Source organism: Methylosinus sp. shoA (assembly GCF_059718125.1).
On the sequence record NZ_AP046091.1, the window covers coordinates 264536 to 290415 of the forward strand.

19 protein-coding genes are annotated in these 25880 nt (G+C 64.8%); 5 read left to right on the forward strand and 14 right to left on the reverse strand.

Annotated elements, in window-relative coordinates:
• Nucleotide 1: 1 nt before the first annotated feature.
• The 14 genes from AC6IW9_RS01260 to rfbB form a co-directional block, all read right to left on the reverse strand.
• The gene (locus AC6IW9_RS01260; protein WP_497768147.1) at nt 2-1186 is read right to left on the reverse strand and encodes an ABC transporter substrate-binding protein; all 1185 of its coding nucleotides are present in this window, start codon (nt 1184-1186) and stop codon (nt 2-4) included.
• A 27-nt stretch (nt 1187-1213) separates the two neighbouring features.
• Nucleotides 1214-1606, reverse strand: coding sequence for a lanmodulin LanM (gene lanM, locus AC6IW9_RS01265; protein ID WP_497768150.1), 393 nt, complete (start codon nt 1604-1606; stop codon nt 1214-1216).
• 154 nt (nt 1607-1760) lie between these two features.
• Complete coding sequence (locus AC6IW9_RS01270) at nt 1761-3458, reverse strand: bifunctional protein-serine/threonine kinase/phosphatase (protein WP_497768152.1); 1698 nt, start codon at nt 3456-3458, stop codon at nt 1761-1763.
• Nucleotides 3459-3470: 12 nt separating this feature from the next.
• Nucleotides 3471-4727: an MFS transporter gene (locus AC6IW9_RS01275; protein ID WP_497768155.1), complete on the reverse strand. Its 1257-nt coding sequence runs from the start codon at nt 4725-4727 to the stop codon at nt 3471-3473.
• Between the two features lie 31 nt (nt 4728-4758).
• Nucleotides 4759-7428: a molybdopterin-dependent oxidoreductase gene (locus AC6IW9_RS01280; RefSeq protein WP_497768158.1), complete on the reverse strand. Its 2670-nt coding sequence runs from the start codon at nt 7426-7428 to the stop codon at nt 4759-4761.
• Nucleotides 7425-7763 (reverse strand): nitrite reductase small subunit NirD, encoded by a 339-nt coding sequence (gene nirD / locus AC6IW9_RS01285; RefSeq protein ID WP_497768160.1) that lies wholly within the window; start codon nt 7761-7763, stop codon nt 7425-7427. The genes AC6IW9_RS01280 and nirD overlap by 4 nt, the downstream gene beginning before the upstream one ends.
• 8 nt (nt 7764-7771) lie before the next feature.
• On the reverse strand, nt 7772-10240 hold the full coding sequence (gene nirB / locus AC6IW9_RS01290; RefSeq protein ID WP_497768163.1) for a nitrite reductase large subunit NirB: 2469 nt from the start codon (nt 10238-10240) through the stop codon (nt 7772-7774).
• A 440-nt stretch (nt 10241-10680) separates the two neighbouring features.
• Entirely contained in the window at nt 10681-11823 is a 1143-nt protein-coding gene (locus AC6IW9_RS01295) for a CmpA/NrtA family ABC transporter substrate-binding protein (protein ID WP_497768166.1), read from the reverse strand.
• Nucleotides 11820-12392 carry an ANTAR domain-containing response regulator gene (locus tag AC6IW9_RS01300; RefSeq protein ID WP_497772368.1) on the reverse strand — a complete coding sequence of 191 codons (573 nt, stop codon included), beginning with the start codon at nt 12390-12392 and terminating at the stop codon, nt 11820-11822. The genes AC6IW9_RS01295 and AC6IW9_RS01300 overlap by 4 nt, the downstream gene beginning before the upstream one ends.
• Nucleotides 12393-12470: 78 nt before the next feature.
• A complete protein-coding gene (locus AC6IW9_RS01305) occupies nt 12471-13565 on the reverse strand; it encodes an alpha-amylase (RefSeq protein WP_497768169.1) in 1095 nt (364 codons plus the stop codon).
• A gap of 430 nt (nt 13566-13995) precedes the next feature.
• The gene (gene rfbA, locus AC6IW9_RS01310) at nt 13996-14865 is read right to left on the reverse strand and encodes a glucose-1-phosphate thymidylyltransferase RfbA (protein ID WP_497768173.1); all 870 of its coding nucleotides are present in this window, start codon (nt 14863-14865) and stop codon (nt 13996-13998) included.
• Between the two features lies 1 nt (nt 14866).
• Nucleotides 14867-15763: a dTDP-4-dehydrorhamnose reductase gene (rfbD, locus tag AC6IW9_RS01315; RefSeq protein ID WP_497772371.1), complete on the reverse strand. Its 897-nt coding sequence runs from the start codon at nt 15761-15763 to the stop codon at nt 14867-14869.
• Between the two features lie 8 nt (nt 15764-15771).
• Nucleotides 15772-16326: a dTDP-4-dehydrorhamnose 3,5-epimerase gene (gene rfbC / locus AC6IW9_RS01320; protein ID WP_497768174.1), complete on the reverse strand. Its 555-nt coding sequence runs from the start codon at nt 16324-16326 to the stop codon at nt 15772-15774.
• Nucleotides 16327-16330: 4 nt separating this feature from the next.
• Nucleotides 16331-17446 carry a dTDP-glucose 4,6-dehydratase gene (gene rfbB, locus AC6IW9_RS01325; protein ID WP_497768175.1) on the reverse strand — a complete coding sequence of 372 codons (1116 nt, stop codon included), beginning with the start codon at nt 17444-17446 and terminating at the stop codon, nt 16331-16333.
• Nucleotides 17447-18350: 904 nt separating this feature from the next.
• Between rfbB and AC6IW9_RS01330 the strand changes: the two genes are divergently transcribed.
• The 5 genes from AC6IW9_RS01330 to AC6IW9_RS01350 all read left to right on the forward strand — a co-directional run bounded on the left by AC6IW9_RS01330 (nt 18351) and on the right by AC6IW9_RS01350 (nt 25757).
• Nucleotides 18351-22481 (forward strand): glycosyltransferase family 4 protein, encoded by a 4131-nt coding sequence (locus AC6IW9_RS01330; protein ID WP_497768176.1) that lies wholly within the window; start codon nt 18351-18353, stop codon nt 22479-22481.
• Between the two features lie 39 nt (nt 22482-22520).
• Nucleotides 22521-23276 (forward strand): methyltransferase domain-containing protein, encoded by a 756-nt coding sequence (locus AC6IW9_RS01335; protein ID WP_497768177.1) that lies wholly within the window; start codon nt 22521-22523, stop codon nt 23274-23276.
• A 5-nt stretch (nt 23277-23281) separates the two neighbouring features.
• Nucleotides 23282-24010, forward strand: a complete 729-nt coding sequence (locus AC6IW9_RS01340) for a class I SAM-dependent methyltransferase (protein WP_497768179.1) — start codon at nt 23282-23284, stop codon at nt 24008-24010.
• Nucleotides 24011-24306: 296 nt separating this feature from the next.
• Entirely contained in the window at nt 24307-25014 is a 708-nt protein-coding gene (locus AC6IW9_RS01345) for a glycosyltransferase family 32 protein (protein ID WP_497768182.1), read from the forward strand.
• 32 nt (nt 25015-25046) lie between these two features.
• Nucleotides 25047-25757 (forward strand): FkbM family methyltransferase, encoded by a 711-nt coding sequence (locus AC6IW9_RS01350; protein ID WP_497768185.1) that lies wholly within the window; start codon nt 25047-25049, stop codon nt 25755-25757.
• Nucleotides 25758-25880 lie beyond the last annotated feature (123 nt).

Consider the following 25880-nt stretch of genomic DNA (forward strand, 5'->3'; position numbering starts at 1 on the left):
ATCACTGCAGCCTGCATTTGGTTTCGGGCTTGTCGACGCCCAGCGTGTCGAGCTCGGTCGTCTGGTGCAGGAAGCCCTCCTGCGGCGACACGGAAACCGTCATGCGGCCGTCGGTCAACAGAATAGGCTGGCGAAGCTGCAGGTTCCAGGGGCGGAGCGACAGGCGCACGCCCTTGAAGGCGGCGATCGAGAAATCCGGGCCGACGAGAAAGCCGCGCAGCGCTTTCGGATCGGCGGAGCCGACGCGGGTCGCCGCCTCGCCGATCATGCGCGCGGCGAGCCAGGCCTGATGATCGCGCGCGTTCATCCCGCGGTGGAACTGGCGGAAGAATCTGTTCTGCAACTGCGTCGCGCCCCATTGCTCGTGCGAGGGGTCCCAGCCCGTGGGCCGCAGGCCCCCGGCGCCGGCGACGGGACGCGGATCGAATGTGCGATAGGGCAGATAGCCGCCGAACACCTCGCTCTCGTCGGCCGCGATCAGCACGTCATAGGCGGGCGCGTTCTGCGTCAGCGGCGGAATGAGGCGCTGCGTCTGCACGCTGCCCGAATCGGAGCGCCGTCCGCCCTCGGTGTCGACATAGACGCGCTCGTCGACGATTCTGGCGCCGAATTTCTTCGCGCTGGCGCGGAACGCCGCGGCCAGGAGTTCGTCGGCGGGATGCGAGCCCTCGAGCAGGAGCCAGCGCCGCCATTGCTTCCACACGAGATATTGGGCGAGGCCGTCGGCGAGCATGGAGCGCGTCGGCGCCACATGGATCACATTGGCCCGGCAGCTCTCCTCGCGCAGCGCGTCGTCCGGCGCGGAGATGTTGAAGAGGAATGCGTCGCGCGGCTTCAGCGCATCGGAAACGCGCAACAAGTCCTCGGGGGAAAGATCGGCGACGAGCAGGCTCGCGCCCTCGTCGACGAGCTTCGTCGCGGCGGCGACGGCATCCTCGCCGGGCGAAAGCTTCGCGTCGATCGCGTCGAAGCTCTGCCCGGTGAAACGGCCGGTGGTGTTGTCGTCGTCCGCGCCGAGCAGCGCGCCGGCGAGCGCGTCATCCTCGGCCGGCAGGTCGAGGATCGACAAAGTCTCGCTCGAATGCGTCTGCCGCAGCACGCCGAATTTTATGCGCAGCGTGTCGGCGGAGGCGGGAAGGAGAGAGAGGGCGGCGATCAGGGCGCCGATCACGCAACGCTTTTTCATGGCGCGAGAGAGCCGCTCCTCGAGACGTCAGCGCATCAGCTGCAGCAGCGCCTTGCCCGGCTTCGACTTCAGCTCCTTGGCGTCGAGCGTGCCCTCATTGTCCTTGTCCGCCTCTTTGAACAGCGAGGCGACGAGGGCGAGATACTCCGTCTTGGAAATCGTGCCGTCATCGTCGGGATCGGCGGCGGCGAAGTCCTTCTTGCCGATGCGCTTGCCGATCTCCTTGCGGTCGAGCGTCTGATCATTGTCCTTCTCGAGCTTGGCGAATGTCGCCTCGGCGGCCTTGTTGACCTCGGCGAGATCGAGCGTGCCGTCATTGTCGGTGTCGAAGGCCTTGATCGGCGAGGGAGCCGCCTGGGCCGAAACCGCAACGCCGGCGAGGCCGGCGCAGAGTGCGAGGGCGATGAGCTTACGATCCATGATCCGTCTCCAGCAAAGGCGTTTCGCGCCGAGCGCCGCTCGGCGTCCGATCGGGGATATATAGGCAATCCGATGCGATCGCACAAATTTGGCGCGCTCGAACGCAGGCTGCGGCGACGCCGGAGCCCGAAACGGCTCGCCCCGCGCCCCAGCGTCAACGACGGCCCAGAAAGATCGCCAGCAGAATGGCGAGCGCCAGGCTGACCCCCTGCCAGAACAATACGGGATTACGCTCATAGAGCGGCTTGGCGCGAGGGGGCGGCGCGGTCCTCGCCGCGCCGTTCTCGAGTTCGAAGGCGAATTCCAGCACGTCGCCGAAACGCTCGCGCGGGTCGACGGCGACGGCGCGCTGCAAAGCGGCGTCGAGCCAGGCGGGCAGATCGGGACGCTTGGCGGACAGCGGCCGCGGCCTGCCGAAGCGCGGCCGGCTGAAGGGCTCGATCTCGCCGTAAGGATAGGCGCCGGAGAACATGCGATAGAGGGTGACGCCGAGCGCGTAGAGATCCGAGGCCTCGTCGCCGGGCGCTCCGGCGAAGAGCTCCGGCGCCATATAGCTCGGCGTGCCGGGGGCGTCCCGCGGCGAGAAATCTTCGAGATTGGGCGCGCGGCAGACGCCGAGATCGACGAGCCGCAGCCCGCCGTCGGCGGTGAGGATCACATTGTCGGGCTTCACGTCGCGATGGACGATCCCGCTGCGATGCAGCGCTGTGAGCCCGCGCGCGAGGCGGATCGCGACACCGATCCCTTCTTCGAGCCCCATGGGCGCGCGTCGCAGGCGCTGCTCCAAAGTCTCGCCTTCATAGAACGGCATGGCGGAATAGAGTCGGCTCTGGCGCCCCGGCGGCAGCTCGACGACCTCGCCGACGAAGGGACTGCGCACGCGCGCCGCGGCCCAGGCCTCGCGCACGAAGGCGAGCCTGTAGCTCGAATCGTCCGCGATGCGCGGATGCGGAAATTTCAGCGCCAGCGCGGCCCCGGTCTCTTCGTCGCACGCGCGCATGAGAATGCTGTAGCGGCCGTCCGACAGGCGATCCTCGATGCGAAAGCCGTCGACGCTCTCGCCGGTCTTCGGCGGCTCGCGGATCGGCAGAGAGTCGAAGACGCGCGCGAGCGCGCTCTCGTCCGCCGGCGGCAGATCGACGACGTCGATGACGAGGGCGGTGGCGTTGTCGCCGCCGCCCGCGGCGAGCGCGGCTTCGACGAGCCGCTCGGCAGTCTCCTGCGGCGATCGGCGCTCGGCCATGATCGCGCGCAGATCGGCGTCGCGCAGAGCGCCGTGGACGCCATCCGAACACAGCAGAAAGCGGTCGTGCGGGGCGACGGCGCAAGACGCCTGATCGAAAGGCAGCGCATCCTCGAGGCCGACCGCGCGGCGCAGTACATGGCGCAGATCGCGGCCGCCGAGCACATGGTCGCGCGTCAGAAGCTCGAAGCCTCCGGCGCCGAGGCGATAGATGCGCGTGTCGCCGATATGGAAAATATAGGCCGCGCGGCGCGAGAGGATCAGCGCGCTGAAGGTCGTCGCCATGCCTTCGAGCGCTGAATCGACGCGCGCCTGCGCGGCGATCCAGCGGTTCGCCGCCTCGAGCGCGCGCGCAGCCGCGCGGGCGACGCCGAGCGTCTCGGGCTGCGCGAGATAGCCGTCGATGAAAGAGCGCACGCAAATCTCGGCGGCGACGCGTCCGCCCTTGTGGCCGCCGACGCCATCCGCGACGGCGCCGACGACGCCCTGCAGCGAGCCGGCGCCGCCCGGACCGGTGCAGACGGCGACATAGTCCTGATTGTCGGGGCGCCGGCCCGTCTCGGACGCAAAGCCCGCTTCGACGCGCAGATCATGATCGGAGCGGGCCAAGCCCTCCACCCTTCAGATGCGCGCGCCGGAGACGGCGCCCCAGGTCGTGCGCCAGCGCGTCTTCACGAACACGAGGCCGACGAGGCCGAGCAGCGCGAGGACGCTGAAGAAGGCGAAGCCCATGGTGAAGCCTCCCGTCATGCCCTTGGAGACGGCGAGCGCCTTGGCGAGGAAATAGCCGCCCAGTCCGCCAGCCGCGCCGACCAGTCCCGTCATCGCGCCGATCTCGGCGCGAAAGCGCTGCGGCAGCAGCTGGAACACCGCGCCATTGCCCATGCCGAGCGCCAGCACGCCGAGCGAGAACAGAGCGACCGCGGCGAAGGCGATGGGCGGGAGCTGCACGAGCGTCCAGCCGCCCGCGGCCGGCGCCGGCCCTTCCGGCAGCAGAGCGATGGCGAAATAGCAGGCGGAGACGACGACGAACAGCACGGACAACGTGCGTACGCCACCGATGCGGTCGGCGATATAGCCGCCGACTGGGCGGAAGCCCGAGCCGAAGGCCACGATGAGCGCCACGACGAGGCCCGCCGCGACGCCGGTCGCGTGATATTGCGTGGTGAAATAGAGCGGCAGCGCCGAGGCGAGCCCGACGAAGCCGCCGAAGGTGATGAAGTAGAAGAACATGAACCAGCGGCTGTCGGCGTCGGTGAGCAGCCTGCCGTAATCGGCGAGCGCGATCGCCTTCTTCGCGACCGGCGCCTCCTTGGCGGCGACGCAATAGATGACGAACACGAGAACCATCAGCGCCAGCAGCACGCCATAGACGGCGCGCCAGCCATAGACTTCCGCGATCGAGGGCGCGAACAGCGTGTCGAGCACGACGCCCATATTGCCGGCGCCGGCGATGCCCATCACCACGCCCTGATAGTGCGGCGGATACCAGCGGCCGGCCTGCGGCAGCGCGACGGCGAAGGAGGCGCCGGCGACGCCGAGCGAAATGCCGAACAGCGCGACGGCGAGCGGCCCGGTGAGGCCGAAGACGCAGACCAGCGCAACCGCGAACATCACGATCGCCTGCGCCATGACGCCGGTGATCTTCGCGCCGACGACGTCGGCGAGGAGACCGAGCGGGAGGCGGAAGAAGGCGCCGCCGAGCACTGGAATGGCGACGAGCGACAGCTTGTCCTCCACCGTCAGCCCCATGTCCTTGGCGATGTAGATCATCAGCGGCCCGAGCGAGACCCAGGCCATGAAGCTGACGTCGAAATAGAGAAAGGCGGCGAGCAGAGTCGGCCAATGGCCGGCTTTCTTGAAGTCGTCGAATTTCATGGATGCTCCCTTCTTTTTAAAAAAGCGGCGGTCAGACGGCGTTCGCCGGTTCGGCCCGACGCTCGGCGGCGGCTTTCACGAGGCGATGAATCTCCGGCCGGCACGAGCCGCATCCGGTTCCGGCGCGCGTCGCGCGGCCGATCTGCTCGACGCTCGGCGACGCCTCGCGCGCGATCTCCGCCTCGATCTCTTTCGCGCCGACGCCGTGGCAGACGCAGATCGCGCTTCCACGATCGGCGCGCGCCGTCGGGCCTCCCGCGAGAAGGCGGGAGAGCGGCGCGCCGTCGAAGCCGTCGACGAGAAATTCGCGCGACGCCGCCACGGGCTCCCGCGCCATGATGATGAGCCCCCGCGGGCGCCCGTCGCGCTCGGCGACATAGCGACAGGCGCCGCGCGCGCGATCTTCGACGCTGGCGATGTCGTCGCCCTCGCGCCAGCCGAGCAGGGCTTGCGCGAAGCCGCGCATGCACGGCGGCGGCGTCAGCCCCGCGAGCTCGATGCGCCAGCCGAAGCTCGTGCGCGCGAGCGCCCAATAATCGGCGCCGATAGGCGCGGGCTTCTCGCGCGTGAGCGCAAAGGCGAACCATTGCGCCGGAAACGGCTCGACCGCGACGCGTGCGTCCTTCAGGCCCGGCTGTCCGGAGACGGGATCGGTCGCCGGACCGACCAGCGCGTCGACGCGCGCCGCGCTCGCGAGCAGGCCCGTCCAATGAAAGGGCGCGAAGACCGCGCCACGGCGCTGGCGCTGCGTGACCAGCGCGCGCAGCACCGCCGATCCGCGCGCGTTCGAGAGGCGCACGAGACCCGCCGGCGCAATGCCGAGCGTCTCCGCGTCCGAAGGATTGATCTCGACGAAGGGCTCGGCGATATGGCGCGAGAGCCTCGGCGAGACGCCCGTGCGCGTCATCGTGTGCCATTGATCGCGAATGCGTCCCGTGTTGAGGACGAAGGGCGCCGCCTCCTCGCGCGGCGCCGGCGCGACATAGGGCGTCGCGACGAAGCGCGCGCGCCGATCCGGCGTGAAGAAGCCGCCTCGCGCGAAGAAGCGCTTCGCTTCGCCGGTCTCGCGCGCGCCCTTGCGGCTCGGCCATTGAAAGGGCTCGAGACGGTCATAAGCCGCCTGCGTCAGATCCTCGTGCGCGGAGATGTCGAAGTCGCGCGCGCCGTCGTTGAGACGGCCCGACAGCGCGGCATATTCGCGGAAGATCTCCGCCGGCGACTCATAAGCGAAGCCTTCGAATCCCATCAGCGTCGCGACGCGGCAGATGATGCGCCAGTCGGGAAGAGAGTCGCCGGCGCCCTTGCGCAGCGCGCGCTGGCGCGAGATACGCCGCTCGGAATTGGTGACGGTGCCCTCCTTCTCGCCCCAGGCCCGGGCCGGCAGCACCACGGATGCGACCGCGGTGGTGTCGGTGTGCTCCATCACATCGGAGACGACGACGAAGGGACAGTCGGCGAGCGCCGCGCGGACGACATCGGCCTGCGGCAGGCTGACGGCCGGATTGGCTCCGATGATCCACAAGGCGCGCACACGGCCGTCGCGCACGGCCTCGAACAGATCGACGGCCTTGAGGCCCGGCTCGGCGGCGATGGTCGGCGAGCGCCAATGGCTCTGCACGATCGCGCGATGATCGGCGTTGTCGAGCTCCATATGGCAGGCGAGCTGATTGGCGAGACCGCCGACCTCGCGTCCGCCCATCGCATTGGGCTGGCCGGTGACGGAGAAGGGCCCGGAGCCCGGTCTGCCGATGCGTCCGGTGAAGAGATGGCAATTGAGAATGGCGTTGACCTTGTCGGTCCCGTGAACGGATTGATTGACGCCCTGCGAATAGACGGTGACGACGCGCTCATGCGCCGCGAACAGCGCATGGAGCCGCTCGATCTCGATTTCCATCAGTCCTGTCGCGGCGGAGACATTGCGGACGCTCCACTCCTGCGCGACGGAGAGCGCCGCCTCGGCGCCACGCGTGTGGCGCGCGACATAGGCGCGATCGCATGCGCCGGCGCGCTCGAGATGGCGCAGGAGCCCGAGGAACAGCGCCACGTCCGAGCCCGGCGCGAGCGCGAGATGCGCGTCGCAGATCTCGCTCGTCGCGGTGCGGCGCGGGTCGATGTCGACGATGCGCATGTCCGGGCGCCGCGCCTTGGCCGCTTCGAGACGCTGATAGAGCACTGGGTGGCACCAGGCGAGATTGGAGCCGACGAGCAGGACGAGATCGGCGGTTTCGATATCTTCATAGACATTGGGCACGACATCGGCGCCGAAGGCGCGCTTGTGCCCCGCGACGGAAGAGGCCATGCAGAGGCGCGAATTGGTGTCGATATTGGCCGAGCCGATGAAGCCCTTCATCAGCTTGTTGGCGACGTAATAATCCTCCGTCAGCATCTGGCCCGACACATAGAAGGCGACCGAATGCGGACCATGCGCGTCGATCGTCTCGCGAAAACGGCGCGCGACGAGGCCGAGCGCCGTGTCCCAATCGACGCGCGCGCCGTTCACTTTGGGATGGAGCAGACGCCCTTCCTCGGTGAGCGTGTCGGCGAGGGCCGCGCCCTTCACACAGAGCCTGCCGAAATTCGCAGGATGCTCGTCGTCGCCGGAAATGTCGATCGCGCCGGAGGGCGAGACGAGCGCCTTCACGCCGCAGCCGGTGCCGCAATAGGGGCAGGCGGTGCGAATGATTTTCGATTGCGCATTCATGGAACGACCGCGACGCCCATTTCGAGATAGATGCGACCTTTCACGAGTTTGACCGGAAAGCGCCGCGCGCAGCCGTGATCGGCGCCCGTCGCTTCGCCGCTCTCGAGGTCGATGACCCAATTGTGCAGCGGACAAGCGACCTTGCGTCCATGCACGATGCCTTCGCTCAAAGGTCCGCCCCGATGCGGGCAACGGTTCTCCAAAGCGAAGACCTCGTCGCCCGCGGTGCGGAACACCGCAATGTCGCGTCGCGGCGTGCGCACGATGCGCGCGCCGCGCTGAGGGATCTGCTCGAGCGGTCCGATGTCGAACCAATTCGCCGATCGATCGATCATGGCGCGCCTCATTCCGCGGCAATCTGGGCGATCGGCGCGACGACGGCGATCGGCGCGAACTCCTTGGCGTCGAGCCCCGCGACACGCTCGGCCCAGGGGTCCTTGCGCACGGCGCGCTGCGAAAGGAGAAAGCGCTCGTAGAGCGCCTTGCGCGTCGCATGATCCTCCATGATCAGCTTGCGCACGCGCTCGAGCCCGGTCTTCTCGACCCATTTGTAGAGTCGGTCGAGATAAGCGGCCTCTTCGCGATAGAGCTGCATCACCGCGGCGACATGCTCCAGCGCCTCCTCTTCCGTATCGACATGTCCGAGCAGGTCGGTGGCGCGCACATGCAGGCCGGCGGCGCCGGCGATGTGAATGTCATAGCCCGACTCGACGCAGACGACGCCGATGTCCTTCACCGTCGCTTCCGCGCAATTGCGCGGACAGCCGGAGACGGCGAGCTTCATTTTCGCCGGCGTCCAGGAGCCGCATAGGAGCCGCTCGAGCTTGACGCCGAGCGCGGTCGAGTCCTGCGTGCCGAAGCGGCACCATTCCTTGCCGACGCAAGTCTTCACCGTGCGCAGGCCTTTGGCGTAGGCGTGTCCCGAGACGAGCCCGGCGGCATTGAGCTGCGCCCAGACGGCGGGAAGATCCTCCTTCCGCACGCCGAGAAGGTCGATGCGCTGGCCGCCCGTGACCTTCACGGTCGGAATCTCGAAGCGCTCCGCGACATCGGCGATGGCGCGCAGCTCGGCCGGCGTCGTCAGCCCGCCCCACATGCGCGGCACGACCGAGAAGGTTCCGTCCTTCTGAATATTGGCGTGCACGCGCTCATTGACGAAGCGCGACTGCGCGTCGTCGCGATAGTCGAGCGGAAAAGCGCAGAGCAGATAATAATTGAGCGCCGGCCGGCAGGAGGGACAGCCGCAGGACGTCTTCCAGCCGAGCTCCTGCATCACCGCCGGCATGGACTTCAGCTGCTTGGAGAAGATGAATCCGCGCACTTCCTCGTGCGTGAGATCGGTGCATTTGCACATGGGCTTGCGCGTCGCGCCGCGATAGGCGTCGCCGAGAGTCGCGGCGATCAGCGTCTCGACCTTCGACGTGCATTGTCCACACGATGCGGAGGCCTTGGTCTCGATCCTCACCTCCTCGAGCGAGGAGACGCCGCGCGCGATCGCCGCGACGATCGCTCCCTTGCTCACGCCGTTGCAGCCGCAGATTTCCACATCATCCGGCAAGGCTGCAACGGCCGCCATAGGGTCCGCCTGGGCGCCTCCGGAATAGGCCTCGCCGAAGATCAGCGTGTCGCGCATGGCCGTGATATCCGTCTCTTTCTTCAAGAGATCGAACAGCCAGGCGCCGTCCTCGGCATCGCCATAGAGCACGGCGCCCTTGACGCGATTGTCGCGCAGCACGATGCGCTTGTAGACGCCGCGCGCGGGATCGCGCAGCACGATCTCGTCGTCGTCCTCGCCCTGCGCGAAATCGCCGGCCGAGAAGAGGTCGATCCCCGAGACCTTCAGCTTGGTCGATGTCACCGAGCCGCGATAGACGGCCGTCTCGTCTCCGCAGAGCCGCGCCGCGACGACCTTCGCCATTTCGAACAGCGGCGCGACGAGCCCGTAGCAAATTCCGCGATGCTCGACGCATTCGCCGACCGCGAAGACATCCGGATCGCTGGTCGACATGGCGTCGCCGACCGTGACGCCGCGCTCGACGGCGAGGCCTGCCGCTCTCGCGAGGCGCGCGTTCGGCCTGATGCCGACCGCCATCACCACCATGTCGCAAGCGATAACGCGCTCGCCCGCGAGCGCGACGCCTTCGACCTTGGTCTCGCCGAGGATCGCTTCGGTCTTCGCGCTCGTCAGCACCTCTATGCCGCGCTTCTCGATCGCCTTCTGCAGGAGATAGCCGGCGGACGGATCGAGCTGGCGCTCCATCAGCGTCGGCATGAGATGCACGACGGTGACTTCGAGCCCCTTGGCCCGCAGGCCCGCTGCGGCCTCGAGCCCCAGCAGGCCGCCGCCGATCACCACGGCGCGCCCGCCCTTTTCCGCCTGCCGCAGCATGGCGTCGACGTCGTCGAGATCGCGAAAGGCGACGACGCCAGGCAGATTTGTGCCGGGAATGGGGATCACGACAGGCGTGGAGCCCGTCGCGATCAGCAGCTTGTCGTAGGATTCGCACACGCCCGAGGCGGTCGTGACGGTCTTGGCGGCGCGATCGATCGCTGCGACCGTCTCGCCCTTGTGCAGTGTCACGCCATTGCGGCGATACCACTCCTCGTCATGAATGATGATCTCTTCATAGTCTTTCTCGCCGGCGAGCACCGACGAGAGCAGGATGCGATTGTAGTTTACGCGCGGCTCTGCGCCGAACGTCACGATCCGAAATCGTTCCGCGTCGCGCTCGAGCAATTCCTCCAGCACGCGGCCTGCGGCCATGCCGTTGCCGATGACGACGAGTTTGTCCCTGTCCTGAAATTCAGCCATGATCCGACTCTGTTGAACAGCCTGTCGGCTCCGTCACAGGTCGCATCGCGTCTTTGGAGTGGGGGACGTCAAGACGACCGAAGCGTCGCGCATGAGGCGGAGGCGCTTCTGTGACAGAGCCCGGCTCTGGGCTCGTTCCGGCGAACCGGCGGTCGTCGTTGACCGCGCCTATCGTTGCAGCTTTCGGGCCAGATCACGCGGCGAGCGAATTGTCTTGCGAACCCAGAGATCTGACGACTTCTGGTCGGGGGATGCGTCGCGCTCCTGGCGCCGATCGGCTAGGCGCCTCTGCCCAGCGCCTGGCTCATTCGCGCAAGGAATGAGCGCGCGTCTGAAGGCTTCGCCTTCGGTGGGCCGTCATTGCGAGGAGCGCAGCGACGAAGCAATCCAGGAGTCGCCCCACGACTCTGGATCGCTTCGCTGCGCTCATGATGACGAAATCAGATGCGCCGGCCGATGGCGAAGCTCGCGAGATAATCCGCGATGTCGCGCCCTTCGAGCGATGCGCCGGCGAAAGCGCCGATGTCGCCCGGCGTCGCCGCGCCGCCGACGGCCGCGTCGAACAAATCGGGACGCCACACGCTTTTCGCCTGCGCTTCGACGCTCGGCGAGTGGCGCGTCTGCCCCCAGCGCAGCATTTGCGCGTAGATCCATTCGGCCTGCCAAGGCTGCGGCCGCATGGCGTCGCCGACGACGAGATAATCGTCGGCGGCGCGTTCGCGGGCCGCGCCGACGCGCAGCCGGCCTTCCAGCACGCGGCGGATCATCGCGGCGTCGACGCCGACGTATTCGGGCCGCGCCAATATTTGCGCCGCTTCGTCACGACCGTCCGCTGCTTCGATATGTCTCGCGCCTTTGACGACGGCGCGGATCAGCGCTGCGGCGATCTCCGCGTTCGTCTCGGCCGCGCTCTCGCGCAAGGCCAGAACCTTCTCCGGCGCGCGTCGAAAAATATCGCAGCCGAAATGCAGAATGACTCCGATCCCGGCCTCGACCGCGACCGAGCTCCAGGGCGCGCCGACACAGAAGCCGTCGAGCTGGCCGCGCGCGAGATTTTCGACCATGTAAGGCGGCGGCAGCACCACGAGCCGCACATCCTCGTCGGGATCGAGACCGCCCTCCGCCAGCCAGTAGCGCAGCTGATAATTGTGCATGGAGAAGGGGAAGGTCATGCCGAAGGTCAAAGGCTCGAGACCTTCGCGCTTGCGTTGCGCGACGACCTCGGCGAGCGCGCGCGCGCTGCCGGCCGGGTCCGCGATCTCGCCTCGAGCGGCGAGCTCCGCGTGAAGCGAGGGCGAGACGGTGATCGCATTGCCGTTCGTCGCCATCACGAGTGGCGCGACGAGCGGCATGCGCACATGGCCGAGACCGAGGCTCGAGGCCACCGCCATCGGCGAGAGAAGGTGCGCCGCGTCGAACAGGCCGATGGCGAGCTTGTCGCGGATATTCGCCCAGGAGACCTCGCGCACGAGCTCGACGTCGAGCCTCTCGGCCGCCGTGAAGCCCTTCTCGACCGCGACGAGCAGAGCGGCCGCGTCGACGAGGGGGATGAAGCCTATTCTCACGCGCGCCGCCTCGTTCATTTGAATATCTCCGCCGCCGTGATGATCGAGCGCGCGATGTCGACGAGCTTCTTGTTCTCGCGCATCGCGGCGCTCCGCATCGTCTTGTAGGCCTCGTCCTCCGTGAGTTTTTTCGCCTTCATCAATATGCCCTTGGCGCGTTCGATCGCCTTGCGCTCGTCGAGATCGGACTTGGCGCGCTCCAGCTCCTCGCGCAATTTGCTGAAGGCGCGAAAGCGCGAGACGCAGAGCTCGAGGATCGGCTTGATGCGTTCCTTCTTCAACCCGTCGACGATATAGGCGGAGACGCCGGCCTCGACCGAGGCTTCGATCGAGGCCGTGTCGCTCTGGTCGACGAACATGGCGATGGGCCGGCGCACGACGCGGCTCACCTGGAACATCTGCTCCAGCGTGTCGCGCGACGGATTCTCGAGATCGATGAGAATGACGTCGGGGTCGAGCGCATAGATGCGCTTGAGCAGATTATGCGTTTCGCCGATGCGCTCGACATCGGTGAAGCCGGCCTCGCGCAATCCTTCGTCGAGGACGACGGCGCGAACCGGATTTTCGTCGACGATGACGATCTTCAATTGCGAGGCGTCCGATTCTGCGGCGGCGTTCACGGTCGGCTCAGCCGCGAGCGGGTCGCGCTCGCGGCGCCACGGCCGCTATATCTTGAAGCGCAGCGCCATGCCAGCCTGCCAGTTCTTCGATAATTGCGGACCATTGAGATTCTGATAGACGGCCGGGCCGCCCTCGATCGCGACGCTCACATTGTCGAGACCGACGAATTTCCCGCTGATCGTCGCGCCGCCGAAGATCTCGACGCGCTGACCGCCGTAGAATTCCGGATTGGCGGCCGGCGCCTTGCCAGCGATGAGCGGATCATATCCGCGAATCGGCCCTTGCAGAGAGGCGTTCACGCGCAAGGTGGTGGTGAGGCCGGGAATCCATGTATAGCCGCCCCATCCGTCGAATGTGTGCAGATCGCCGTAGAGATAGCCCTCCGGATTGGCGGCGAGCGGCAGGCGGGCGCGATAGGAGACGCCCCACGACCATTTGTCGATATGGCCGGCGTAGACGGCGCCGGGCATGACGTCGAATGTGCCGGAGCCGATCTGCATCGCATAGAAGGCCCGGCTCGTGAGATAGGTCCCATCCGCTTGCAGCAAGGTGAAGCTGTTGTGATTGCTCCCGCTCGGAAAGGACATTCCGAGATTGACCTGTATGCGATGGACGCCGTCCGAATAGAGGCGATAGATCGCCGAGAGGGTCGCGTCGGAGAGGCTGCCCGTTCCCGTGTCGCTCGGACCGAGACGGATCGCTCCGCTCGGTCCATTGAAGGTCAGAAAGTCGAGATTCTTCTCGACCATGCCGATCGTCGCCACCAAGGCGAGCTCCGCCGTGACGCCATAGGCGAGCGCGACCGTTTGTGCAGCGATGAACGCATTCTGCGGCACACCGCGCAATTTCTTCGTGCGATCGAGATGCCAGGGCGTCGTCGTCACCACCTCTTCGGGCGAGACGGCGCGCGTTCCTTTGAGCAGCGTCGAGGCGTTGGCGAATTGCGGGATGATGGACAGAACGAGCTTGCCGGCCGGCGGCATGTCCGCTCCGAACACGCCGAGCGGCGCAGGCGGCGGCGCAGGCTCGAGGCTCGCGGATGTCGCGTCGGCCGCGCGGGCGGCGCCGACGGAGAACGCCAAGAAGGCGCAGATCGACGGATTTCGGATGAGGCGTTTCGGGGTCCTCGGCTTGTTCATTCTTCTCGACGCTCGTTTGCGAGGCCCTGTGATCGGGGCTCGGAAAACAAAAAAAGCCGCTGCCTGGAGGGGCGCGGACTGCGCCATCCAGATCAGCGGCGTTGCGAAAGGCCCCTCGTTGGGCCGGGCGGGCGCGAAATGCGCCTTTGGATGAGAGCGTCGTAGCAAAGATCACGCCATAAGCGCGAGCAGAGCGGATCGGCTTCGAAAACAAGGAGACGACGCGACTGCGCGGCGGCGCGCTCTCCGGCGCATGCGAGAGCCTGGGCGCCGGGCGCCTAGAAATGGAGCGGAATGCTCGCGGTCTCGCGTCGTCCGCCAGCGGCGAGACCGCGGCTCACGCTTCCCGGGACAATGCCGCGCAAGGCGATCGAGGCGAAGACGCGCGGTCCGAGGTTCGGCATCGAGAACGCCTGCCGCGCTCAGCCCGTCATCTCTCGCTCAAGACCTGCAGCAGATAGGCGCCATATTGGCTCTTGGCGAACTTCTGCGCGGCGGCGCGCAGCGCGGCCGCGTCGATCCAGCCTTGATGAAAGGCGATCTCCTCGAGACAGGCGACGCGCTGTCCCTGCCGCAACTCGATGGCGCGCACATATTCGGCGGCCTCGATCAGCGAGGCCGGCGTTCCCGTGTCGAGCCAGGCGAAGCCGCGCCCGAGCCGCTGCACGTTCAGCGCGCCGAGCGAGAGATAGACATTGTTGAGATCGGTGATCTCGAGCTCGCCGCGCGGCGAGGGCTTCAGTTCGGCGGCGAAGCGCGGCGCGCGCTCGTCGTAGAAATAGAGGCCAGTCACCGCCCAATTGGACTTGGGCGCCGTCGGCTTCTCCTCGAGGGAGAGAGCGCGTCCCTGCGCGTCGAACTCGACGACGCCGTAACGCTCGGGATCGCTGACGTGATAGGCGAAGACGGTCGCGCCGTTCCCGTCGCCCTTCGCATCCGTCAGCGCGTGGATGAGCCCATGGCCGTAGAAGATGTTGTCGCCGAGCACGAGCACGGAGTTGCGCCCTTCGACGAAGCTCGCCCCGATGATGAAGGCTTGCGCGAGTCCGTCCGGGCTCGGCTGCACGGCATAGGAGAGCGAGATGCCCCATTGCTCGCCGGTTCCGAGCAGCTTCTTGAACGCCGGCATGTCGTCCGGCGTCGTGATGAGCAGGATTTCCCGCACGCCCGCGAGCATCAGCGTGCTCAACGGGTAATAGATCATCGGCTTGTCGTAGACCGGCAGCAATTGCTTGGAGGTCGCGAGCGTCACCGGATGGAGACGCGTGCCGCTGCCGCCGGCGAGAACGATACCGCGCATGTCAGGCTCCTCGGGGAGACGGCGCCGCCAGCAGGCGGTCGACGCAGGCGGCGAGAGAGGCCCGCCAATCGGGAAGCGCGACGCCATAGAGCCGCGCCAGCTTGCTGTTGTCGAGGCGGGAGTTCGCCGGGCGCTTCGCCGGCGTCGGATAATCGGCCGTCGTGATGCGGCGCACGCGCACCGGCGCGCGGCCATGCTCGGCGGCGCGCGCGAAGATCGCCTCGGCGACATCCGCCCAGCTCGCTTCGCCGGAGCCGGTCATGTGGAACACGCCGCGCAGCGCCGGATCAGCGTCATGCGTGAGCCGTGCGACGACGGCGAGCGTGGCGTCGGCGATGTCGAGCGCGCTGGTCGGATTGCCGAGCTGATCGGCGACGACGCCGACCTCTTCGCGCGTCTCGCCGAGCCGCAGCATGGTGCGCACGAAATTCGCGCCGAAGGGGCTGTAGACCCAAGCCGTGCGCAGGATCGTCGCGCTCGGGCAGGCGGCGAGAACGCGCGTCTCGCCTTCGAGCTTGGAGCGGCCATAGGCGCCGAGCGGCGCGGTCGGATCCTCTTCGCGATAGGGGCGCGCGACGCTGCCGTCGAATACATAATCGGTCGAGATCTGCACCAGCGGAACGCCGAGCTCCGTCGCCGCCTCCGCGACAAAGCCGGCGCCCTCGCCATTGACGCGCAGGGCGATCTCCGGCTCCTGCTCGGATTTGTCGACGGCCGTGTAAGCGGCGGCGTTGACGATCGCGTCGCAGCCGGACGCACGCAGCGCCGAGAAAATGCTGTCACGGTCCATGAGATCGAGCTCAGGGCGACCGAGCGCCACGATCTCCGCCGCGCCGGACGCGCGCTCCAGCAGAGAGGTGACGACCTGGCCCTGCGCTCCGGTGACGGCGATGCGCATGGCGGCCATCAGTCGAAAGTCTCCGCGAGGTCGCGCAGGCGCGGCCAGCGGCGATCCTTGTCGGAGAGGATGGCGCGCTCGGGCGCGACCGGCCATTCGATGCCGAGATCGGGGTCGTCGAAAGCGAGCCCGCGGTCATTGGCGCCGGAATAGAAATTCGTCACCTTGTAGAAGACTTCCGTGTCCGACTCCAAGGTGCAGAAGGCGTGCGCGAAGCCGATCGGCACGAGAAGCTGGCGCCAATTTTCGGCGGAGAGCTCCACCGCCACATGGCGTCCGAAGGTCGGAGACGAGCGGCGGATGTCGACGGCGACGTCGAGAATGCGGCCCCGCGTCACGCGCACGAGCTTGTCCTGCGCGAAAGGCGCTGTCTGGAAGTGCAGGCCGCGGATCACGCCGACCTCGCGCGAGAGCGAGTGATTGTCCTGCACGAATCGATAGTGCAGGCCCTGCGCCTCCCATTTGCTCTGATTATGCGTCTCGGAGAAGAAGCCGCGCTCGTCTCCGAATTTTCTGGGCGTGACGATCTTGACGCCCGTCAGCGCCGTGTCTTCGACGATCATTCCTTCACTCTCCGGCCACGACGGCCATATTCGACAGCCGCTCCGCCGGCGCAGGGGCCTCCGCCGCCGCCGGGAACTGGCCGAGCCGCTCGCCACGGTATTTTCCTGAGCGGATCGCCTGCCACCAGTCCTCATTGTCGAGATACCAGCGGATCGTCTTGCGAATGCCGGTCTCGAAGGTCTCCGACGCACGCCAACCGAGTTCCCGCTCGATCTTGGAGCAGTCGATCGCATAGCGCAGATCATGGCCCGGCCGATCCGCCACATAGCTGATGAGCTCGCGATAGGGGCCCGCGGCGCGAGGGCGTATCTCGTCGAGGATCTCGCAGATCGTCGTGACCACGTCGATGTTGCGCATCTCCGAGCGTCCGCCGATATTGTAGGTCTCGCCGACGGCGCCCCGCGTCGCGACGAGCAGCAGGGCCGCCGCATGATCGTCGACGAACAACCAGTCGCGGACATTCTCCCCGCGCCCGTAGACCGGCAGGGGCCGGCCCTCGAGCGCATTGAGGATCATCAGGGGGATCAGCTTCTCGGGGAAGTGATAGGGCCCGTAATTGTTCGAGCAATTGGTGACGATGGTCGGCAGGCCGTAGGTCTCGCGCCAGGCGCGCGCGAGATGGTCGGAGCCGGCCTTGGACGCCGAATAAGGCGAGTTGGGCGAATAGGGCGTGTCCTCGCGGAACAGTCCCGTCGCGCCGAGCGCGCCGAACACTTCGTCGGTCGAGATGTGCAGGAAGCGGAACGCCGCTGCGCGCTCTGCGTCGAGCCCGCGCCAATATTCGAGCGCGGCGTCCAGCATGGTGAACGTGCCGACGACATTGGTCTGGATGAAGGCCGCGGGACCGTCGATCGAGCGATCGACATGGCTCTCGGCGGCCAAATGCATCACGATGTCGGGCCGAAACTCCCGCAGTGTCGCGGCGACCGCCTCGCGATCGCAGATGTCGGCCTTGCGGAAGACGTAGCGCGGGTCTTTGGCGACCGGCGCGAGCGAGTCGAGATTACCCGCATAAGTGAGCTTGTCGAAGACGAGAAGATGATGAGGAGTCGCTTCGATGATACGCCGGGAAACGGCCGATCCTATGAACCCCGCGCCGCCGGTGACCAGTACTCGCATCTCAATCCTTCCACATCCCAAGCCTCGAATTAGGACTCCTGCGTCCGGCGCAGTCTAAATGACACGGCGACCCTCAAGAACGGGAGCGCAGATTTCAAGAGGAGGCCTCGGCTGCGAAAGCGCATGTCTGTCGCTTGTCATTCTGCTCAGTCGAAGCTAGGCCAGCCGTTTGGCGGTGTCAACAGCCGGGAGCGCGCGGCGACGATCGTCCCGACTCCCACGGCGTCGATAGACGGTCGCGCCTTCGATGTCCAGTATGCGCCGACAGTCGCGGATCGCGTCGCTCCTGCGAGGAGATCGCAGGAGCGACCATGCGGCCGGACCAAACCCCTCCTCCGCCATCGGCTCGCCGAGTTCGGCGTGCGGCCGCTTCATATCGACGACGATGCAGCCTTCGTCGGCTCCCGACCGAACGCGCCCGTTGCGACACGAACGGGTCCCGGGGCCATCGGGCGCTATGAATGTCGGATTGCCGTGGCGCATCGCCCCCGTTTCGATCGCCGCGGCGGCCGCCGACGCATGCGCGCCCCGAGCGTCGTCCAATGCGTCGGGCGCCGCCGCCGCCTCGTCGAAGGCGCTGATTCGCACCGACAAACCACGCCCGCCGCCACGGGAAAATCCATTCCGCATTCACGACGCCGAAACCGCTCGCTGGGAATTGCCGGCAAAGCGTTGTCTGTGCTATCGAATGCTGCATGGACTCTTCGCGTGCACGAAATCCGGACCGCGGCGCCTCGGACTTGCTGGGATCGAGCGAGGCCCGATCTGGAGCTTCTCACCTTTCACGAACATGTCGATCGCTGCAGTTTCGCAGAGGGTGGAGTCTCTCCCAAAGCGTCGAACTGTTCTGATGTCCCGCTCTGGAGTTCCGAGCGTCACAGGCAAGAAACGAGGGGATCGAGCAGTGTTCCGAATTTTTTCGCGAATTCTCCAGTCGCGCCGTGATGAAAGAACTCATTTCGACCAAAAATACTATCTGAATACATACCCTGATGTCAAGAAGGCCGGCATTGATCCTTATTTCCATTTCGTGAATCATGGATGGCGCGAGGGCCGCAATCCCTCCTCTTCGTTTCATACGCTTTTCTACAAGGACCACAACCTCGGTGGTCGACTGTCGGAAAATCCCCTGCGGCATTATTCGCAGCATAAGAACGACGCGAGCCTGCGCAAATTCCCGGAATCGGAGCAGGACCTGGTCGACGTGCAACGCCGCGTGATCGAGCCCGAGTTCGATCGGAGCTTCTACAGCCAGCGATATTCCGTGCCGATCGACTCCGCGCTGGACCACTATCTCACGATCGGCTGGCGTAGGGGCTTCGAGCCGAATCGCGTCTTCTCGACGGCGGATTATTTGAACGCGCATCCGCACATCGCCGCCGCGAATGTGAGTCCGTTCTATCATTTCGTCACGACCAGAAACGAAGAGAGCGTCGCGGCCGGCCGCTCCGAGGACGCGGCGGTCGTTTCATCGACGCGGCCGGGTCACGCCTATGAGGGCCGTATCGAGGAGCTCGTCATAGGAAGGGAGCTGTCGGTCGTCATCGGCTGGGCGCTCGATCGGAAAAGCGGCGCGTTTCCCTCGAAATTCGACATTTATTACGATCAAAAACGGATCGACTGTCGATTGGTGCGATCTGTCAGGGACGACTTGATCAAAGCGAAGAAGGGCGACGGCAATTGTGCTTTCGCGGCTTATGTCAGGCTCGCCGATATCGACCCGGGCAGGCTCGTCGTTTCCGTGGATGGCGGCGGCGCCGAGTTTCGTCCGGACACGAATATCCGGACGAAGCCGGATTTCGCGCGCGGACGCCTCGAAGGCGTCAATGCGAAGGGGGTGCTGTTCGGCTGGTTGAGCGATCAGAACGTCAAGGACAAGCGTCCGGCCGTATTGAAGCGCGGCGATGTCGAACTGATGCGAATCGAGCCGACGCTGCCCCGCCCGGATCTGAAATTCTTGTTTTATGACAGCAACCGCGCCGGATTCGAGATCGGGCTCGAAGAGCTCGCGAAAACGCTGGCCGAGCACGATCCGCAATTGGAATTCCTCTCTTCGCCGCCGACGATCAGCCTCGTCTATGGCGGCGACGTCGTTTCGAACCTGCGCGTGTCGCTCGGCAACGCGATCGATGGTGAAATCGAGAGCGTCTCCGATGTCGTTCGCGGCTGGGTCGCCTGGCGATGGCTGCCCGACCGGCCCGTCGAGGTGGATATCGAGGCGAATGGGCGTCCGTTGGGCCATTTCGTCGCCGCCGACCGGCGATCCGACGTACGCGGCCGATCCGCTTTCGCATTCGAGGCTCCGCTGCCCTCCGATCTCGTCGGAGCCGCGAGCCTCGTCGTCTCGGTCGTCGCAGGACCGCAAAAGGTCCATTTGCGCAATAGCCCTATGACCGTCGCGGCGACGAGCCCCGACGCCGTGGCGGCGGCGCCGAAGCCGGCGGAAGAGCGTCCGGCCGAAAAACGCAAATTGCCCATGGTCTTTCGGCGGCGGGCCGAGCGTCTCAAGAGCGCGGAGAGGAGCCGAGGGCCGGCCGGTCGTCGAGAACAGGCGCATCCGGGCAGGAAGAACGTCGCCGTGATCGCCTGGGACATGGGTCACAACCCGGCGGGGCGCGCTTATCTTCTCGCCGACATGCTCGCCAGCCGCTACAATGTCGAATTGATCGGTCCGCTGTTTCCGCGCTACGGCGGAAAAGTGTGGGGGCCGATCGCCAATTCGTCGATGTCGATCCGCACCTTCAAGGCCGAGCGTCTTCGCGATCTGGTGGAGCAGGCGAAGCAGTTCGCCAATTCGGCGCGTTACGATTTCGTTTACGTGAGCAAGCCGAGACTGCCCAGTCTCCTGCTCGGCGCCTTGATCAAGCTCGCGTGCGGTTGTCCCATGATCGTCGACGTCGACGATCATGAGCTGTCCTTCTTTCCCAACCACACGCCGATCGATTTCGAATCGTTCTCCGTCCTTGCTCGAGAGGACGACGAATCGGTCGACACGCCGCATTCGGAACTGTGGACGCGGCTGTGCGAGACCCTGATCGGCTCCGCCGACGCGGTGACGGTCTCCAATGTCGCCTTGCAGCGCAAGTTCGGCGGCCCCATGGTCCGCCACGGCCGCGACGAGGCGCTCTTCGATCCGGCGCTCTACGATCGCGCGGCGACGCGTGCGGCTTTCGGTTTCGGGCCGGAAGACCGGGTCATTCTCTTCCTCGGCACGCCGCGCGCGCACAAGGGCGTCTTCGCCATCGCCGATGCGCTGGAGCGCATCGACGCGCCCCATTTGAAACTCTGCGTCATCGGAACGATCACCGACAGGCGCATCTCCGATCGCTTCGCTTCCTATAAGAAGGCGCGAATTTCGCTGCACCCGGATCAGCCCTGGACCGATCTGCCCAAACTGGTCGCCATGGCCGATCTCGTGCCGATTCTCCAGGATCCCGACTCGGCGGTCGCGGAGTTTCAAATCCCTGCGAAGCTCACCGACGCGCTGGCGATGGGCGTGCCCGTCCTCGCGACGCCCGTGCCCCCTGTCGAGGATCTCCTCGCGACAGGCTCGATACGCTCTGTCGCGTCGAGCGACGATCTGGTCGCCGCTCTGCGCGAATTTTCGGAGGCGCCGCCGCCGGCTCGATTGATCGAAGCGTCCCGCGACCTCTACCTCTCCGAATTCACCTATGCGATCAACTCCGCCCGGATCCAGTCGGCGATCGACATCGCCGCCGAGGCGAAGCCGGACACGCGCCCGTTCGACGAGGTTCTCGAATTCATCGAGCGCCGGACGGGCGTAAGTCTGAGACGCTTCGACGAAGCGGCGCGCAGAACGGCGCGCATCGCTCGCTTCACACAGGAAAAGCGGCCGCGGGATCTCGTGTTCCTATGGAAGCAGAACGACTCCGGCATCTACGGGCGCCGCTCCGACATGATGCTCAAATATCTGCGGGAGTCGGGCCATATCAGAAATGTTCTTCACCTCGACGCGCCCATGAGCGGCTCGGACCTGCACAGGCAGATTCAAAAGAACGGCCATGCGGTCGCCGACCAGGGCAATCTGGTGGCGTTGAACACGATCCAGCGCTTTCTCACGCTCGACAAATCGCAACGGACATTCATCTATCGGTCGGACCAAGTGAGCGAGGTGCTCGGCGTCAAATTGCCCGAGAAAGACGACTATCCGGCTTTCATTGCCGCCGCCATGGAGGAGGCTGAGATCGGCTTCGATCCGATCCTTTGGGTTTGTCCCGTCGTTTTCGACCTGTCTACGGTCATCGACGTCGTAAACCCGGGGTTGATCGTCGCGGATATCATCGACGACCAGAGAGTGTCTTCCAGACACGAAAAATACGTCACTCGGCTTCAATCCGCATATGAAGAGGCGCTGTCGCGGGCGGATCTCGTCTACTGCAATTGCGCGCCGGTTCAAGCGGGATTCTCGGCCCTGCGCAGCGATATCCGCATCGTGCCCAATGGCGCCGAGACTTTCGAAAACGCCGAGAGCTGGCCGATGCCGGCGGCGTTGCGCGCTCTCCCGCGTCCGATCATCGGATATGTCGGCAATCTGCGTGACCGCGTCGACATCGACCTGATCAAGAAGGTGGCCGACGCCAATCCGGACAAGAGCGTCGTTCTCATCGGTTCAGCGCACAACTTCCCCAAGGCGAGGTTGCTCGACGAGTGTCGAAACGTCCATTTCCTCGGCGTCCGCCCGTATGACGAAGCCGTGCGGTTCATACGCCATTTCGACATGGCCATGATGCCGCATGTGGCCAACGAGGTCAGCAATAATATGAACCCGCTCAAATTGTACCTGTATTTCTGCCTCGGCGTTCCGATCATCACGACAGCCGTGGCGAATATCGACGAAATCGCGCCCTACAGCATCGTCGCCGATGGACATGAGGATTTCCTGGAAAAGCTCGCCGTCGCTCTCGGCGGCGGCGGGCCGAAGATCGACGCGGCCCCGCGGAACGAAATCATCGAGAGCGTCTCTTGGCGAAGCCGACTGGAACCGATACTAAGGGATATGGGGTTCGGCAGCTGACCTATACGGGCATTGGTCGAACACGGAGACTCTCGCGGAATGACGTCCAAGCGCTACTATTACGAGGGCATTTGCAACCTCTGCGGTCACAAGGGCCGTTTCGAGGGAGACAATCTTCGCCAGGCGAGGGATCATTTCGCCTGTCCCTCGTGCAACGCATCATTGCGATTTCGCAATCAGGCCGCCGCAATTCTTTCGCATTTCGCCGACGGAACGGATTTCTTCATCGACCGTTTCCTGCGCAGCGATCTGTTCAAGAATCTCACGATCGTCGAGCAGGGAAACCACGGACCTTTCGCACGGCGGTTCAAAAACTTGCCGAATTATCAACAGGCGTATCTCTTCGGGGACCTTCCGGTCAACGAAGCGCAGGACGGCGTGGCGCGCCAGGATCTCGAGCGCAGGACGTTCGAGGAGGAGAGCCTCGATCTCGTCTTGACCAGCGATCTGATGAAACATGTGCCGGACCCGCGAAAGGCGATTACGGAGATCGCCAGGGTTCTGCGCCCCGGCGGGGCGCATATTTTCACCATCCCGATCCACTGGCCGATCCCGCCGGCCTCCTCGGCTCGCGCAAAAATCGTAGAGGGGCGCGTCGAACATTTGCTGGAGCCGAAATATCACCGCACCGCGCAGGGCGAGCCTCTGCTCACATTCACCGATTTCGGGGCCGACATTCTGGAGTGGCACGAGAGCGCGGGAATGCAGGCATATTTCTACGACAGCCACCGCATGATCAGTTCGCTCGGCCGTTTCCCGGCGGTCGTCGCGATGAAGCTCGCTCCAGAGGGATGAACAGGATGTTGGACGCCGCAAACCTCGAGGCGCTCGGGTTTTCATGTCAGCTGTGCGGAGCCCAGTGCGACGCGAACGCCGAGGACCTCGGTTGCCCTCGATGCAAGGCCTCGTTTCGCAGCAATGAACTCGCTGCCGTGATGTCGAGGCTGATCGATGGCGGGGTCAGCGAAACACTGACCCGGTGCGTCAGGAGCGGGCGCGGCGCCGGTCATGCGATTTTGGATTTCACCGGCGATCGGACTCTCAAGAATGTGTTGAGCGGTATTGCAGGCTATAGAAGCACGCCGTTATTTCCCGAACGCGAGACGAAATCCGAATTGGACTTTTGGATTCGATTCGCCGATCGATTGGAGACGACGGACTCCGCTTCCGCGGACATCGTGCTCGTTCGCGACGTATTGCGCTTCGTGCCGGACTTCGATTGGTTCCTGGACGAGATGGCGCGAATTTCTCGAAAGCGATCCACACTGATTTTCCAGGATCGTTTCCTCTGGCCGTTCCCCTCGACAACCAAGACGTTGATCGAGTTTCGAGACGGCGAGCTCATAGAACGCGCTCCTCCGGCTTTCGCACCCCTCGGCAAAGGGCGGAAACTCGCCGTCTATCGAGAGCCCGGCGGCGACTTTCTACAACAACTTCGGTCACGCGGATTGTCGGTCAACGTGGACCGGGTTGCTTTGGCCATCGATATCTATTATCGCTCGATGGTGGTCATCGCTGTCCGGCGCTGATCCGAGGTCGAAGGCGTCATGGAAAAACGAAAAGATGCGCCTGGACGGAAGAGCCCGGGCGAAGGTCCGTAGCTCATGTTTCGCACGGCATTGGCTTCGGCGTGCGGGAGCCGGGTCCGAACACGACTCGTCGATGAACGCGGCGAGGAGCTCGTGTTTATAGACGCGACGAGCAGCTCGGCGAAACTGGCGCGGCGCTTCGGTCACGCGGCGGCAAAGATTCGCGCCGAAAAAATCCTGAACGATGTCGCAGCGCGCGCCTTCGATGCGGATCCTCTAGTCGTGGCGAGAGCCTCATGATTCCCTACATCGTCCACCAATTATGGATCGAGCCGCCCGGCGAGGAGAGCGGCGACGCCGCGCCCAAGGATGTGCAACGCAACATCTCGACCTGGATCAAGCACCATCCGGATCTCGACGTTCGCCTCTGGCGCATCCGAGATCTGGAGAGCATTCTCGCCGATTTCGAAGGATATGACGTGCTCGAGGCGATCCGCGTTTGTCGTTTTCCGACCATGCAGTCGAATCTCATTCGCCTCGTCCTGCTCTATCGCTTCGGCGGCTTTTGGAGCGACCTGAAGAATTTTGTGAACCGGCCATTTCTGAAGGAGCTCGTCGACGAGGAACTCGTGCTCGTCGAGCATCAACCATTGGCCGATGCGCGCCCGCCGGGCTATCTCACCAATTCCTTCATCGGCGCCCGCGCCGGCCATCCGTTCCTGCTCGAATGTCTGAAGGAGGGGCTCGCAGGCATCGATCGTCGCATGACCGGCAGTCTATCTACCGTGACCGGCCTCGTGCTGATGAACCGTTTGTTCGTCCGCGCAAAGAATTCGGGACGCGTTCCGCCGCACCGATTCCTCACCAAGGATCAAGCATGGTCCGATTACATGGTGCGAGTCTCTGCATCTTATCAGTCGGGGGCGCGCCACTGGTCTCAGATGCAGAAGATGCAATCATTGTATCTGGACGATCCTGCCGATAGCTCCGGCCAGACGTCGTAAATCGAATTCTGGTCGCGTCTCGAGGGTATGACATGAAGAAGCTGCGCAAGCCCGACTACCAGACATCTCGCCCTTTGATTCCGCTCGTGCGGAAGCATCTCGGCGCGACGCCGATCGAGGTCATTTTCGACGTCGGCGCAAACATCGGGCAGTCCGCATATGAGATGCACGAGGAATTTCCAGATGCGACGATTTATTCGTTCGAGCCCGTGCGATCGACGTTCGAAATGATGAGGGAGAATGTCGGCGACGTCCCCTCCATCCGCATGCACAATCTCGCATTGGGCAAGCGTGGGGGACGTGTGCAGATCACAAATGCGCCGGGCGCGCTTCACAATAGCATCGCAGAATCGGGCAAGTCTGCCGATCTCTCCGTGGAGACGGTCGAAATTTTGACCGGCGATCAATTTTGCAGCCAAAACAAAATCGAGCGTATCGACTATCTCAAGATCGATACGGAGGGCCTCGACATGGACGTCCTTCTCGGCTTTGTCAGTATGTTGTCTGTCAGCGCGATAGGTCTGGTCGAGGTAGAGGCGTCGATGAATATTCGTAACAGGCGCCATGTTCCGATAGAAAAAATGAAGTCTTTACTCGAATCGCTCGGCTATAGTGTGTTTCACATTTATGAGATGGCGAGTGAGGCGGTCTTCTCTGGCCGCCCCTATATGCGGCGAGCTAATTTCGTCTTCGTTTCAGAGGCCGTGGTGGAGGCGAATTACAAGCCGAAACAACGAGCGTGATTTTCAATTCGTTTTCGGCGGTTCTGAAGCGGCATCGGATCGATCTGCATCGTTGTGTCGGTCGAAGCATTCGGATGAAACTCGAAGCGTCGCGACGCTTCGCACCACAACCGATTTGAATTT